Here is a 15,065-nt window from a genome sequence, read left to right as displayed (position 1 = left end):
TCAACCATGAGCGCAAATCGGAGATTCGTCATCATCGGCGGCGGCTTGGCCGGAGCAAAAACCGCGGAGGCCCTGCGGGAGCGAGATTTCGAGGGGGACATCGTCCTTCTGAGCGAAGAGGACCAGCTGCCGTACGAGCGTCCACCGCTGTCCAAGGAATACTTTGCGGGCAAGAAGACCCTCCCGGAATTCACGGTCCACGACGGTGAATGGTTCCGCGATCAGCACGTGGACCTGCGGCCCGGAACAACCGCAACCGCTTTCGACCCCGTCGCGCACACCGTGACTCTCCCCGACGGTTCCACGCTCTCGTACGACAAACTGGCTCTGGCCACCGGTTCGCGTTCTCGGCGCCTCGATATTCCGGGGGCCGACGCCGACGGTGTGCACTACATCCGCACCATCGACCAGGCGTCGTCGCTACTGAAGACTCTCGCCGCGGACAAGAAACTGGTTGTGGTGGGTGCCGGTTGGATCGGCCTGGAAATCGCCGCGTCGGCGCGCGGGTTCGGCGTCGACGTGACAATCCTCGAACATGCGAGTCTTCCCCTCGAAGCAACGCTGGGGCCGGAGATGGGCGAAGTGTTTGCCGCACTGCACCGCGCGAACGGCGTTGATCTACGAACGAGCACCGACGTGAAGTCCATCGCGGTAACCGACGGGGTGGCCTCGGGCGTCACCCTGGCGGACGGCAGCGTCGTTCCCGCCGACGCCGTCCTGATCGCCGTGGGCGCCCTCCCCAATACCGAGTTGGCTTCTGCCGCCGGAATCGAGGTCGACGGCGGAGTCCTCGTCGACGCGGGTCTGCAGAGCAGCGACCCCGACGTCGTGGCGATCGGCGATATCGCGGCGGCCACGCACCCCATCCTGAACGCACGAATCCGGGTGGAGCACTGGGCAAATGCTCTCAACCAACCGGCGACAGCCGCGGACACCATGCTCGGCAAACCGGCCGAGTACGTGCGGATGCCGTATTTCTTCACCGACCAGTACGACCTCGGCATGGAGTACGTCGGGCACGCTCCCCACGGCAGCTATGCCTCCGTGGTCACCCGCGGTGATGTCGGCAACCGCGAGTTCCTGGCCTTCTGGCTCGACGGCGACAACAAGGTTCTGGCGGGCATGAACGTCAACATCTGGGACGCCGGTGACGCGATCAAGGAGTTGGTTGCATCGAGTGCACCCGTGGATCCGAAGCGCCTGGCAGATCCGTCGGTTCCACTGACGGAAGCGTCCGCGATCACGAAGTAGTCCCCGCCGTGATGGGATGGACGCATAAGGATCCACACCATCAACGAGGAGATCTTCGTGGCCGCACCGAACCTGACACGCGAGACGGCAGCAGAACGGTCAGCGCTACTGACCGTCGACAACTACCTGATCGAACTCGATCTCACCGACGGCAGCGATGCCCCTGGTGAGGAGACGTTCTTCTCCAAGACCACCGTGACCTTCTCGGCCACCGCAGGCTCGAGCAGTTTCATCGACATCATCGCTGCCCGAGTTCATTCCGCAGTGCTCAACGGCACCCCGATCGACATCTCCGCCTATGACGAGGCCACCGGAATCGCCTTGACGGACCTCGCCGCGAGCAACGAACTGGTCGTCGAGGCCGACTGTGTGTACTCGCACACCGGGGAGGGCCTGCACCGCTTCGTCGACCCGACGGACAGCGCCGTCTACCTGTACTCGCAGTTCGAGACCGCCGACGCCAAGCGCATGTTCGCGTGTTTCGATCAGCCGGATCTCAAGGCCACGTTCGATGTCCGCGTCGCTGCGCCGACCTCCTGGAAGGTCATCTCCAACTCCGCCGCCGCGCCGACACTTGCCGCCGATCCCGGCAAGCACATCTTCCGCACAACACCGAAGATGAGCACGTACCTCGTGGCGCTCATCGCCGGCCCGTACGCCGAGTGGACCGACAACTACTCCGACGAGCACGGCAACATCCCCCTCGGAATCTTCTGCCGCGCTTCGCTTGCCGAGTTCATGGACGAAGAGCGCCTGTTCACCGAAACCAAGCAGGGCTTCGATTTCTACCACCGCAACTTCGGTGTGCCGTATGCCTTCGGGAAGTACGACCAGTTGTTCGTCCCGGAATTCAACGCCGGCGCTATGGAGAACGCAGGAGCGGTGACGTTCCTGGAGGACTACGTCTTCCGGTCCAAGGTCACTCGCTACTCGTACGAGCGTCGTTCCGAAACCGTGCTTCACGAAATGGCCCACATGTGGTTCGGCGACCTCGTCACCATGACGTGGTGGGACGATCTGTGGCTCAACGAATCCTTTGCAACTTTCGCGTCTGTGCTCTGCCAGACCGAAGCCACCGAGTACAAGAACGCCTGGACAACCTTTGCCAACGTCGAGAAGTCGTGGGCTTATCGTCAGGACCAGTTGCCGTCCACCCACCCCATCGCGGCCGACATTCCGGACCTGGCGGCAGTCGAGGTCAACTTCGACGGCATCACGTACGCCAAGGGCGCCAGCGTTCTCAAGCAATTGGTGGCCTACGTCGGCCTCGACCCCTTCCTCGCGGGACTGCGTGAGTACTTCCGTGAGCACGCATTTGGCAACGCCACCTTCGACGACCTCCTCAGCGCTCTCGAAAAGTCCTCCGGCCGCGACCTTTCCGACTGGGGAACCCAGTGGCTCAAGACCACGGGCCTCAACATCCTGCGTCCCGACTTCGACGTCGACGCAGACGGAAAGTTCACCCGTTTTGCCGTGCTGCAGGACGGCGCAGCCCCCGGCGCCGGTGAGCGACGTGTTCATCGCATCGCGATCGGCATCTACGACGACGTCGACGGCAAGCTCGTGCGGAGCCGCCGCGTCGAACTCGATCTCGACGCCGCCGAAACCACTGATGTTCCTGAGCTTCTCGGAGTTCATCGCGGTCAATTGATTCTGCTCAACGACGACGATCTCACGTACTGCTCGGTGCGACTCGATCCGCAGTCCCTCTCAACGGCAATCGACCGCGTAGGCGACATCGCCGAATCACTCCCCCGCACTCTGGTCTGGTCCGCAGCGTGGGAGATGACCCGTCAGGCCGAACTCAAGGCCCGCGATTTTGTCGCGCTGATTCAGCGCGGCATCAGCGCCGAGACCGAGGTCGGTGTGGTTCAGCGCCTCCTGCTCCAAGCACAGACCGCCATCGGAAGCTACGCCGATCCGGTCTGGGCCGCAGCCGAAGGTTGGGCGGACTTCGCCAACCGGCTCCTCGAACTTGCCCGCGAAGCCGAGGCCGGTTCCGATCACCAACTCGCATTTGTCAACGCGCTCACCGGAGTTGCGCTCTCCCCGTGGCACACCGAGGTCCTGAGCGAGTTGCTCGACGCCGACCCCGCGACCGTCGGCCTCGACGGTCTGGTTGTCGACACCGATCTGCGTTGGCGCATTGTCGGAGCTCTCGCCGCGGCCGGCGAGGTGGATGCCGAGGGTCTCGAGACCCCGTTCATCGACGCCGAGGCCAAGCGCGACCCGACTGCTGCAGGTGCCAGACAGGCCGCTGCCGCAGCTGCCGGTCGACCGCAAGCTGCGGTGAAGGAGCAGGTGTGGGCAAAGGTGGTCGGCGACGATTCGGTACCCAACATCACGGCGCGGTCCATCATCGGTGGTTTCGCCCGAGAAGGACAGGACGATCTCCTCGAACCGTTTGTCTCGCGCTACTTCGACGACATCGCCGGCGTGTGGGAACGCCGCTCGAGTGAGGTGGCGCAGACCGTCGTCGTCGGTCTGTATCCGTCGTGGTCGGTCAGTGAAGAATCCGTCGCAGCGGCTGATCGTTTCCTCGAAGGTGACATTCCTCCCGCGCTGCGTCGCCTTGTCGTGGAGGGCCAGGCCGGTGTAGTTCGATCGCTCACCGCCCGAAAGTTCGACGCCAGCTGATACAAAAGGCCGGCGCCCGCCTCGAGAAAATCGAGGCGGGCACCGGCCTTACTGCAAGGACTACGAACTACGGCGCAGAGATTGCTGCTGCCATGACACGGATTCCGCTGATCAGTCCGTCGATCAGGTTTCCTTCGCTGATCGAGCTCACCGCTGCGGTGGCACCGAGCTGTGCAACCCGATCGGTGACCCGATCGGCAACGACGCGGCCACTGCGGACCTCGACGACGCGCTGGTTGGGCGATACGGCGATGAGAACCGAACGCTCCGCCTCAGGTGTGGTCGGGAACAGTGCGTCGGCACCGGCGGCCGGGTCTGCGCCCAAATCGCCGACGTACGCGTTGAAACGCACCTTGGTGGAACGGGTGGCCTCGGTCAGTGCGACGTCGAGGGCAACCAGGTCTTTGGTCGTGAACGGAAGGTCGTCAACGAACGGCTCCCCCACACGATGCACGCCGGAGATACGGCCACTGGTCGTGATGACGCTGCCGACGGGCAGGTTTTCGGGCGCTACTGCGACCGCTGTCGAGTGATCACCACTTGCCACTTGCGGTTCCTCCAATCAGGTCAGCCGAGCCGGCTTCGATCGCGTGTGCGCTGCCGTGGTGACCGCCGCGAACGGTCACTTCGTCGACAGCACTCCACAGGATGGGGGCGTGATCCCACGACTCACCCAGATGGAACGCCGGCGGAACCGGACCCGGCGTCTTCTTCCCGAGGAAGGACGCACCCGCGAAGAAGGCGGTGATCAGGGCCGGGATCCCAACGTATATCAGTACTACCTCGAGAATGCTCACACCAGATAACGTAGCCCAGAACGCCAGGAAGGACAGCGTCAGGGCCACAAATTATCGAGGCAATTGTTTCGGGCAGTTCGAGTCAGGCAGCACCGACACCGAGATAGGGCACCCACGACGGGTGAAGTTCCTTGGTTGCGGCCAGCAATCGCCAGTGCGGACCGGAGGGCGGAACCAATTCCGCGCGCAATGTCCACCCCAGTTCACTGAGCATCTTGTCCGCTTTGCGATGGTTGCACGGCGCGCAGCACGCCACGCAGTTCTCCCACGAATGCCCGCCGCCGCGACTGCGCGGGACAACGTGGTCGATGGTCTCGGCTTTTGCGCCGCAGTACGCGCATCGGAAATGGTCACGATGCATCAGTGCCGCGCGGGTCATGGGGATGCGGGCGCGGTACGGGACGCGCACATAAGTTCGTAGGCGAATGACCGACGGCACCTGGACCGACCAGTCCGCAGAGTGGACTATCGGTCCGAATTCGTCTTCGTGAACGGTGTCGGCTTTGCCGCAGGCCATCAAGACCACGGCCCGTCGTGCCGGCAGGGCAGTCAGTGGTTCGTAGGTGACATTGAGTAGTAGCACTCGGCGTTTGATCCACTCGGGGACCACGTGATCCGTGGCGAATTCGGCAGCATGACCGAATCCGTCAGGAACAACTTCCAGAACAGCCCCTGACGCGTGCTCATGCCGCGCGTCTGCGCGAGCGATGGCACCACGGCCGCCAGCGGGCTGAAGTTGTCGGTGATTTCGTGCAGCGTGTCGGTTCTTCATACGACCTCCGGGAGACTGCCCCCAAGTTGACCACGGATTTTCCGGTTACGCACTCCCATTTCGCACAAAATTGCTCGGATTGCCGGTGAATTTCGGGTGAACGGACCTCCAGTCGACCCGGAAACCGACCACGCCCGCCATCAGGCACAATGGAACACGCCATGAATGACGTACAGCAGACCTTCTACGACGCCGTCGGCGGAGCCGAGACGTTTCACAAGCTCACCGCGCGGTTTTACGAGGAAGTCGCGAAGGACGAGGTTGTTCGCCCGCTGTATCCGGAGGAGGATCTCGGTCCAGCCGAGCGCCGAATGCGGATGTTTCTCGAGCAGTACTGGGGCGGTCCGCACACCTACTCCGACGAGCGTGGACACCCTCGTTTGCGGATGCGGCACAATCCGTTCGTGATCGGCCCGATCGAACGGGACGCGTGGCTACGCTGCATGCATGTTGCGATCGCGTCCATCGACGAGAAGACCTTGGACGCCGCGCATCGCCAACAGTTGATCGATTACATGGAGATGGCTGCAGCGTCCATGGTCAATTCCGCCATCTGAACCGCTAGCGCCTGACCATTCGTCCGAGCTTGCGCACAGCCCGAACACCGAACGACACGCTCGGGTGCAGTGGCACGCTCAGAATCGCGTGTTTGCGGACGTAATCCTCGACGTGCCATTCCGACCAGCTGCCGGCGCGAAAGAGTGCGGCGTCACCGACAGCCAGCGTGCGCTTCGCGACCCCCTCGGACTCGACCGTCACCGATCCTTCGAGGATCTGAACGATCTCGTCGGCACTGAAGTACCACCGGAACCGCCTCTTGGTGCAGTCCCACACGTGCGTTGTCGTAGTGCCGTCCTTGCTGGCAGACCACTGCGCGGCGCGGGCGACCGGCTCCCCGGAAATGATCCAGTCCGCGTTGATCGGATCGTCGTTCAACGGAAGTTGGTCCAAACTCACTGCTTCGATTGCCGACAAACTCATGATTTTCCCCCCTCGAGAAACCGGTAGCGCAAAGATTGCCGACGGCAGAGTCTTCGCTCCTGGAAAGTACACCAAGGTGAGGTAAAGAACCACCAAACAGCCGTGTCCAAGTCGTGCGAGTGCTCGAGGTTTGGCACTATGAGAACTTGTGAGTAGCCCCGCGGATTCGACCGTTACCAACCCGTCCACTCCGCCTTGGTGGAACGAGGCAGTTTTCTACCAGATCTATCCGCGATCTTTTGCCGATTCCAACGGCGACGGTATCGGTGACCTCGGCGGAATCGAGGACAAACTCGGGTACCTGGAACTGCTGGGCGTCGACGCCCTCTGGTTGAGCCCGGTCATGCGGTCGCCGATGGCCGATCACGGGTACGACGTCTCCGACCCGCGCGACATCGATCCCCTGTTCGGCGACATCGCCGCTATGGATTCACTGATCAGCGCGGCACACGAGCGCGATATCAAGATCACGATGGACCTGGTGCCCAACCACACCAGCGACCAGCACGAATGGTTCCAAGCCGCGCTGGACTCCGCGCCAGGTTCCCCGGAACGATCCCGCTACATTTTCCGCGACGGCAAGGGCGAGAACGGCACCGAACCGCCCAACAACTGGCCCAGCATCTTCGGGGGTCCGGCGTGGACCCGCATCACGGAGGCCGACGGAAAACCCGGGCAGTGGTACCTCCATATCTTCGCGAAGGAACAGCCGGATCTGAACTGGGACAACCCCGAGGTGTTCGAGGATCTGGCCAAGACTCTGCGCTTCTGGCTCAGCCGGGGTATCGACGGATTTCGGATCGATGTCGCCCACGGAATGGCCAAGCCGGAGGGTTTGCCGGACCATGACTGGGATCTCAACGAGCTCATGCGCAACGACGACGACGATCCGCGATTCAACAATCCGGAGGTCCACCAGATCCACCGCGGAATCCGCAAGGTCATGAACGAATTCCCCGCGGCAATGACCGTGGGAGAGATCTGGGTTCGCGACAACGAGCGCTTCGGTGAGTACATCCGTCCGGACGAGCTTCACCTCGGTTTCAACTTCCGCTTGGCAGAAACCGACTTCGCGGCGGAATCCGTGCGGGCGGCGGTCGAGAACTCACTCGCCGCAGTAGCCGAGGTCGGCGGCGTCCCCACGTGGACGCTCTCCAATCACGATGTCGAACGTGAGGTCACCCGATACGGCGGCGGCCAGATCGGAACTTTGCGCGCACGGGCGATGGCCTTGGTCGAGCTTGCACTTCCCGGTGCCGCCTTCATTTACAACGGCGCCGAACTCGGACTGCCCAACGTCGAGCTTCCCGACGACGCCCTGCAGGATCCGGTGTGGGAACGTTCCGGTCATGCCGAGCGTGGCCGCGACGGATGCCGAGTGCCACTGCCGTGGGAGGGCACCGCTCCGCCCTTCGGATTCACCACCGCAGCGAGCACGTGGTTGCCGATGCCACCCGAGTGGTCTGCGCTGACCGTCGAGGCTCAACTCGAGGACGTCGATTCGATGCTCTCGCTGTACCGCAGCGCCCTCGAATTGCGTTCGTCCCGGCCGGAGATCTCGGGTAGCGATATCGACTGGTACGGGAGCCCTCCCGGGTGCCTGGCTTTTCGTCGACGGGGCGGGTTGATCTGCGCCCTCAACACGTCGGATGTGCCTATTTCCCTGCCCGCCGGCGACGTCATCCTCAGCAGCGCTCCGTTGGTCGACGGTCTGTTGCCCGTCAACACCGCTGCGTGGCTGATCTGAGCTCGACCCCAACTCACCGAGGCTCGATCCTGGCGGTTGTTGCCGCTGCTGTGCTGTTCGGAACCACCGGAACCGCACAGGCCTTGGCGTCGGAAAGTCTCGGATACGACCTCGATCCCCTGGCCGTCGGTTCCGCGCGGGTGGTTCTCGCAGGCCTGATCCTCGCGGCGTTTGCGTACGCGCGCGGCGGCCTCGGGTTCACTCGCTCGACCAGCCGATCCGCCCTCATGGGCGGATTCGGTGTCGCCGCATATCAATTGGGCTTCTTCACCGGCGTGCAGGCGGCCGGAGTTGCCGCGGGCACGATGGTCGCACTGGGATCAGGGCCGGCGTTCACCGGCGTACTGCAGTACCTGGTGGACCGCCGTCGGCCCGGCCCGTTGTGGTTCCTCTCGACCCTGGTCGCCGTCGCCGGTATGACGCTCATCGTCGCCGGCCAACCCGGCGGCGAATCGTCGAACGTCCTCGCCGGTGCGGTGCCCGCACTCATCGCCGGACTGGGTTACGCGGTCTACACCGTTGCCGGCGCCCACATGATCACGGCGGGAGTGTCCACGCAGGGCGCGATGGGTCAGATGTTCGGCATCGGTGGGATCCTCCTACTACCGATCCTGATGTGGCAATGGCCGGGTGGGCTCGATACCGGCGCCGGGGCAACCGCGGTGGTCTATCTCGTTGTAGTTCCGACCGTGCTGGCCTATCTGCTCTTCGCCGCGGCCCTGCGACACCTCAACCCGGCGACGGTCGCAACGCTGACGCTCCTCGAACCGGTAGTCGCCGCCGCACTCGGCGCAGTTGTTCTCGGCGAGACCATCACCACGGTGGCACTGCTCGGCATGGCCACCGTCGTCGCGGCCCTCGGTCTGTTGACGGCAGGCACACTGCGTAACGGCTAGCTAGCGGGCCACCATCAGTGGAATAGACCCGCCGCGGTGGCGATAGATCGAACCGAAGCGCGCATCGAGGCGAATCCACGATTTACTTGCCCGAACCCGCACCAGTTCCGTCTCGTCGATTCGGTTCACATCGACGAATCCCATTGCGGTCAGCGCAAATATCGCGCGCATCGAGATCCCGGCCGTGATGGTCGGCCCGCTGACCTCGAGCACCTCTTGATCGAGCAACGAGACGGGCGGTCCCGAACTGCTGCCGTGTTCCTGCGCCAAAGCATTTCCGCGCTGTGCCAATTCGATCAAGACCTGAGCCGGGACATCGTCGAGATGCTCGAATCCTTCGGCCGGCGGCAACGCTCCCCGCCACGCCGAGTCCATCGAGAATCCCGGATCGATCAGTTCGCCGGACGCGTGGGACAGCGCAGCCAACAAGGCGTCCCCCGCGGCCGAGGTGTCGTCGGGATTGACGGTGCCGACGATAGTGCGCGTCGCCAGGGCGTCGAACCCTGTTGCTGCCCACACACTCACGTGATCCGGGCCGCGTCGACGCATCCTGATGACGGCCGATTCGTCCAACCTCAACGCGTGCCCGATGAATCCGGCCAAGTTCTTTCGCTCGGCGTCATCGGGCACCGTCAGCATTCGCTCATGCACGCTGCCAACGCTCCAAGTACTCACGCTCGGGACCGCTGAGCCGGCGCAGTCGTTGCGTGTCGATATCGAAAGCCGCGATCTGCGTCGATGCCACGATGGCCGGCGCCACCGAGGGCCCCGCCGACTTGGGGCGCACTTCGTATCCGATCGTAAAGTCCACGGCTCGAATCTTTTCCACCCACATCAACACGTCGAGCGGTGAATCGTCGTGCCGCAACTGCCCCCGATACCGCACATGCAGATCCGCGACAACCGCACCGTCACGCAATGACACCGTCGGGCATCCGTCGTGGAACAGCCACGGAATCCGAGCTTCCTCGAGCAGTGTCACCATGCGCGCATGGTTGACGTGTTGGAAGACGTCCATGTCGGACCATCGAACCGCCACGTCGGCATGAAATCCTTCGCTCAACGCCCTACCTCCGATCGGGTGCCCATGCTGCGCACCATGCTGCGAACCTGCCGCGCCGCTACCGAGAGCGTCGCGAGGTCAAGCGTCCCAGACTCGAAGATCTCACCGAGAGCGGCCCTCGCCCTGCTCAGCCTCGACGCATTGGTAGCTTCCCATTCGTCGATCTTTTCCTGCGGCGATTCTCCCGGCTCACCGCCGATGAGCACTTCCATGGTGAGTTGCCGCAACGAGCTGTACAGATCGTCGCGCAACGCCAGACGGGCCAGTGAATGCCAGCGATCCCCACGCTCGAGTCCGGACACTGCCGTGAGCAGCCAGTCGATCCCGAGGTGTGCATCAAGCGTGTAGTAGAGCTGCGCAACTTCCGCGATGTCGTGGTCGGCGATGTCGGCGATGTCCGCGATGTCGAGGAGGCAGTACACGTCCAGAAGCCGGAAGACTTCGAGTGCCAGAGCTTCGGGGGCACCACGGTCGATGACAAATTGAGCTCGGGCAAGCAGATCCGTCAACTGATGGCCGGCGAGCAAATCGGGAACAAGAGGTGCCGTCGACCGGTAGGCCGCGGAATAGCGAGATACCTCAGCTCCCACCGCGATGGGTTGTGGCCGATTGGCGAGAAACCACCGTGAGGCTCGGTCGAGGAGTCGGCACGATTCCACGATCAGATCGTTCTCGAGATCAGCTGCGAGTCCGGCCGAACGGATCCGCCCCCACACGTCGTCGAGCGCAAATACCTCACGGACGGCTGCGTACGCGCGAATCGAATCCGTACTGCTGGCACCGGTTTCCTCTGCCAGTCGGTACGCGTAGGTGATTCCGCCGTTGTCGATGACCTCGTTGACCAGCATGGTCGCCACGATCTGTCGGCGCAGTGGGTGGTCCTTGATCTGCGCGGCAAACCGATCGCGCACCGCACCCGGGAAATACCCGGGAATCTGCTGCGCGAAGTACTCGTTGTCCGGCAACTCCGTGGCGAGCAGATCGTCCTTGAGTGAGAGCTTCACATGCGCAGTGAGAGTTGCCAATTCCGGTGACGTCAAACCGGATCCGATCGACAGGCGCCGGTCGATCTCTTTGTTGGTCGGTAGTGCCTCCAGTGCGCGATCGAGTCCGCGCGCGGTGCTCAGTTCGCTGATCTGCCGCCGGTGGACGCCAAGCATCTGTGGCGCCGTGACCCGCGAAATACCCAGCAGAGCATTCTGGGCGATGTTGTCCGCCAGAACGAGACGCGCGACATCGTCGGTCATCAAGGCCAACAACGGGTTCCGCTCGTCTGCGGGGAGCGCGCCGGACCGAACCAGCGTGTCGAGCAGGATCTTGATATTGACCTCGTGATCGGAGCAGTCCACGCCCGCCGAGTTGTCGATCGCGTCGGTGTTGATGTGTCCGCCGTTGGCACTGAACTCGATTCGCCCCAGCGCCGTCACACCGAGATTGCCGCCCTCGCCGACCACCTTGACCCGTAGGTCTGCTCCGTCGACACGGACCGCATCGTTGCTCTTGTCGCCGACTTGCGCATTGGTTTCAGCCGACGCCTTGACGTACGTTCCGATTCCGCCGTTCCACAGCAGATCAACCGGCGCGGACAGGATCGCGCGCATCAATTCGGGCGGCGAGAGTTTGGTGACTCCGTCGTCCAATCCCAGGGCAACGCGCACACTTTCGGAGATCGGGACGGACTTGACGGTACGGTCCCACACACCACCGCCGTCGCTGATCAGGCTGGCGTCGTAATCCGCCCACGACGATCGCGGAAGTTCGAAAAGTCGGCCACGCTCGACAAATGATCGCGCGGCATCCGGATTGGGGTCGAGGAAGATGTGACGGTGGTCGAATGCCCCGACCAGTCGGATGTGACGGCTCAGCAACATACCGTTGCCGAATACGTCACCGCTCATGTCCCCGACACCGACTACGGTAAATTCCTCGGTCTGCGTGTCGACACCGATTTCCCGGAAGTGCCGCTTGACGCTTTCCCATGCGCCGCGAGCGGTGATACCCATTCCCTTGTGGTCGTATCCCACCGAACCACCCGAGGCAAATGCGTCACCGAGCCAGAAGTTGTACTGCGCAGCAACGGAGTTCGCCAGGTCGGAGAACGATGCCGTCCCCTTGTCCGCGGCGACGACCAGGTATCGATCCTCGTCGTCGAGTCGCACGACCCGATCCGGCGTCACCACTTCCCCGGTCTCGGGATGAACGTTGTCGGTAATGTCGAGCAGACCCGAGATGAATGTCCGGTAGCACGCTTTGCCGGATTCGAGCGTGGCACTGCGATCGGTTGCCGGATCTCCGGTCGGGACCGGCGGATTCTTCACGACAAATCCGCCCTTGGCCCCGACGGGGACGATGACCGCGTTTTTGACTGCCTGCGCCTTCACGAGGCCAAGCACTTCGGTCCGGAAATCTTCCCGACGGTCCGACCACCGCAGACCACCACGGGCCACCGCTCCGAACCGCAGGTGCACCCCCTCGACCTCCGGCGAGTACACAAAAATCTCGAAAGCCGGCCTGGGCTTGGGCAATTCACTGATCCGCGAGGGATCAAGTTTGATCGAGAGATACCCGCGCGAGCGCCCACCTGTATCCAGGACGTAGAAGTTGGTGCGTAGCGTTGCCTTCACCAGCGAGAACATTCCCCGCAGGATACGGTCGGCGTCGAGGCTGAGAACTTCGTCGATCGAGGCCCGCAGTTGCGACTCCAACTCCTCGATACGCTTCCCACCAGTCAATTTCGGATCGAACTTCGCCTCGAATAGTTCCACGAGTGCCGCCGCGGTTCGCGGATGCGACAGCGCGATTCCCTCGATATGAAACTGACTGTACGGAAAAGTGGCCTGCCGCAAGTATTTTGCGTAAGCCCGCAGGATAACTGCCTGTCGCCACGTCAACCCCGCCCGCAGCACCAGTTCGTTGAACCGGTCAGCTTCGGCGCGCCCGAACCACACGGCACCGAATGCCGCGGTGAACCGCTTCTGCACCTCGGTCAGCGCTACCGTGCTGGTTTCGAGTGGTACTTGCGTGTCGAGGTCCGCCTGCACGGACGCCCGCAATTCCGCGGGCACAGACAACCCGAAATCGTAGATCCAGCACTTCACCCCGTCGAGTCGCTGCACCACATGTGGCCGTTCGTCGAGCACCTCGACACCGAGCGACTGCAGGACCGGGAGAACCTGGCTCAACGAAATGGCGTCGCCGCCGACAAACAGCGTGAACCGCCACTGACCGGGTTCGGAATCCTCACCGCGGTAGAGCAACACGTCGATCGAACCAGGAGCCAACGCTTCGAGCCGTGAGATGTCGGACAACGCGCGGGAGGGCTCGAAGTCCTCCTTGTATCCGTCGGGAAGAACCCGAATGTACCGCTGCACCAATTCCAGATCGAGGTCGGAGCGCTCACGCACGAGATCGGTGATGCGGTCGTCCCAACTGCGGCTGACCTCGGTCAGCAGCGCCTGCACGCGTTCACGGTTTTCCTCGGACACATCGAGCCGAATCGGTTCGATGTCAGGCTCACGCCGGATCGTCACGTGCAGCAAAGCAAGGTCGTTCTCACTCACCCGGGCTGTGTAATCCACTGTGCCCGGACCGAATTCACGCCAGAGGGTGTGCTGCATCGCCAACCGGACACGCGTTGTGTAGCGGTCTCGCGGCAGGTATACCAGACAGGACACAAACCGACCGAACGTGTCTTCGCGCACGAACAACCGCACCTGACGGCGCAGGCCGATGCTGTGCACCGCGTGAACGGTCTCGAACAAGGTGTCGGTGTCGCTGGAGAACAACTCCGTGCGTGGGAATGACTGAATGACCTCGAGCATCGCCTGACCGGAATACGAATCGAGGTCGACACCGGCCCGGCTGATCACCTCGCGCACCCGTCGCTCGATCAGCGGAATGGCAAGTACGTTCTCGTGAAGGGCCACCACGGTGAAGACGCCGAGGAACCTGTGCTCTCCCACGATGTTTCCGTCGTCGTCGAGTATCGACACCCCGACGAAGTAGGGATACACGGCGCGGTGAACGGTAGCGGGGAATGACCCCTGCGTCAGGACGAGCAGCGGTCGATCCGGGAGATCGGCCACCGGCGGCAAGCTCATCGGACCGTCGGTGACGGCGTCGGATCGCAGCACACCGAGCCCACTGCCGTCCACCGTGCGGGAGCCGTCCGGGGTGCCGACGAACCGTCGATATCCGAGCACGGCGTAGTTGCCGGCAGCCATCCACCGCAGCAGCCCAGCCGTGTCGGAGAATTCTTCCGACGAGACGCGACCGGTGGCCGAGGCTGCCGACGCCTCGAGTTCGTCGGCGATGCTCAATTGCAGGGCAGTCATGGACGGGGTGTCGTCGGCGACCACGCGGACGTCGGCCAATACCGTGCCCAGGTGTTCTTCGATGGCGTCGAGTTCGAAATCCTGCGCTCCCGCGTCCAACTGCACGTGCATCCAGGATTCTTGGATACCCGTGTCTCCCAAAGACTTCAAATTGCCCGAATTGTCGCGATCTGCCCGAAGGATCGGATGGGCATACTGACTGATACCCACTCCCAGCCGATTGAGCAGCGCGGTAATGGATTCGACCAACAGTGACATGTCGTCGTTGACGATCTGGATTGCCGCACCCAACTTCGCCGGATCCCCGGGACGATAGATCCGCCACACCGCCGTGCCCGGCACCCGAGTGCGCCCGAGTTCGAGATGCGCTTTCAGGACGCGATCGGATTGGCCGTTGATCACATCGCCGCTGTCACCCTCGTCGATATGTGTGAAAAAAGCCTCGCGAAGGCGCGTGAGTAACGTCGCTTCGTCGAGGCTTTCGGAATTGTGTGGTGCTCGGTCGGTCATTCCTGGCTCACATCCTGTGGGTTCTGATCACCGCGGCCAATCTCATGCTCGAGACTAGCCGCGGTGACCGCCACCTA

At 63.0% G+C, this 15,065-nt stretch carries 12 protein-coding genes; 5 read left to right on the top strand and 7 right to left on the bottom strand.

Translation table 11 applies throughout. The annotated features are described in order from the left end of the window. Positions 1-6: 6 nt before the first annotated feature. Entirely contained in the window at positions 7-1,251 is a 1,245-nt protein-coding gene (locus V2B23_RS22585; RefSeq protein WP_430952376.1) for an NAD(P)/FAD-dependent oxidoreductase, read from the top strand. 57 nt (positions 1,252-1,308) lie between these two features. Next, on the top strand, positions 1,309-3,888 hold the full coding sequence (gene pepN, locus V2B23_RS22580; RefSeq protein ID WP_430952375.1) for an aminopeptidase N: 2,580 nt from the start codon (positions 1,309-1,311) through the stop codon (positions 3,886-3,888). Positions 3,889-3,955: 67 nt separating this feature from the next. Here pepN and V2B23_RS22575 read toward each other — a convergent pair whose 3' ends face one another. The 3 genes from V2B23_RS22575 to V2B23_RS22565 all read right to left on the bottom strand — a co-directional run bounded on the left by V2B23_RS22575 (position 3,956) and on the right by V2B23_RS22565 (position 5,457). Further along, complete coding sequence (locus V2B23_RS22575) at positions 3,956-4,435, bottom strand: DUF5130 family protein (RefSeq protein ID WP_033232840.1); 480 nt, start codon at positions 4,433-4,435, stop codon at positions 3,956-3,958. Next, positions 4,422-4,685: an aa3-type cytochrome oxidase subunit CtaJ gene (ctaJ, locus tag V2B23_RS22570; protein WP_033233164.1), complete on the bottom strand. Its 264-nt coding sequence runs from the start codon at positions 4,683-4,685 to the stop codon at positions 4,422-4,424. Before ctaJ ends, V2B23_RS22575 begins: the two co-directional genes overlap by 14 nt. 82 nt (positions 4,686-4,767) lie before the next feature. Then, the gene (locus V2B23_RS22565) at positions 4,768-5,457 is read right to left on the bottom strand and encodes an HNH endonuclease (protein WP_430952374.1); all 690 of its coding nucleotides are present in this window, start codon (positions 5,455-5,457) and stop codon (positions 4,768-4,770) included. Between the two features lie 161 nt (positions 5,458-5,618). Between V2B23_RS22565 and V2B23_RS22560 the strand changes: the two genes are divergently transcribed. Further along, positions 5,619-6,014, top strand: a complete 396-nt coding sequence (locus V2B23_RS22560) for a globin (RefSeq protein WP_033233162.1) — start codon at positions 5,619-5,621, stop codon at positions 6,012-6,014. Between the two features lie 4 nt (positions 6,015-6,018). Here the strand turns inward: V2B23_RS22560 and V2B23_RS22555 are convergent, their stop codons facing one another. Beyond that, entirely contained in the window at positions 6,019-6,438 is a 420-nt protein-coding gene (locus tag V2B23_RS22555) for a cupin domain-containing protein (RefSeq protein ID WP_430952373.1), read from the bottom strand. Between the two features lie 148 nt (positions 6,439-6,586). Here V2B23_RS22555 and V2B23_RS22550 point away from each other — a divergent pair, with 148 nt between their 5' ends. Together V2B23_RS22550 and V2B23_RS22545 are read left to right on the top strand one after the other, a co-directional pair. Next, positions 6,587-8,185, top strand: a complete 1,599-nt coding sequence (locus V2B23_RS22550) for a glycoside hydrolase family 13 protein (protein WP_430952372.1) — start codon at positions 6,587-6,589, stop codon at positions 8,183-8,185. Beyond that, positions 8,173-9,081, top strand: a complete 909-nt coding sequence (locus tag V2B23_RS22545) for a DMT family transporter (RefSeq protein ID WP_430952371.1) — start codon at positions 8,173-8,175, stop codon at positions 9,079-9,081. The genes V2B23_RS22550 and V2B23_RS22545 overlap by 13 nt, the downstream gene beginning before the upstream one ends. Here V2B23_RS22545 and V2B23_RS22540 read toward each other — a convergent pair whose 3' ends face one another. From V2B23_RS22540 to V2B23_RS22530, 3 genes are read right to left on the bottom strand one after another with little or no spacing between them, the layout of a single operon-like run. Then, positions 9,082-9,732, bottom strand: a complete 651-nt coding sequence (locus V2B23_RS22540; protein WP_430952370.1) for a hypothetical protein — start codon at positions 9,730-9,732, stop codon at positions 9,082-9,084. Then, positions 9,725-10,144 (bottom strand): acyl-CoA thioesterase, encoded by a 420-nt coding sequence (locus V2B23_RS22535; protein WP_430952369.1) that lies wholly within the window; start codon positions 10,142-10,144, stop codon positions 9,725-9,727. Before V2B23_RS22535 ends, V2B23_RS22540 begins: the two co-directional genes overlap by 8 nt. Then, positions 10,141-14,988 (bottom strand): NAD-glutamate dehydrogenase, encoded by a 4,848-nt coding sequence (locus V2B23_RS22530; RefSeq protein ID WP_430952368.1) that lies wholly within the window; start codon positions 14,986-14,988, stop codon positions 10,141-10,143. Before V2B23_RS22530 ends, V2B23_RS22535 begins: the two co-directional genes overlap by 4 nt. Positions 14,989-15,065: the final 77 nt, after the last annotated feature.

Source organism: Rhodococcus sp. 24CO, from assembly GCF_050586165.1.
In the GTDB taxonomy this organism is placed as follows: domain Bacteria; phylum Actinomycetota; class Actinomycetes; order Mycobacteriales; family Mycobacteriaceae; genus Rhodococcus_F.
The sequence above is the reverse complement of the archived record's forward strand: the minus strand, read 5'-3'. Positions and strand labels throughout refer to the sequence as shown.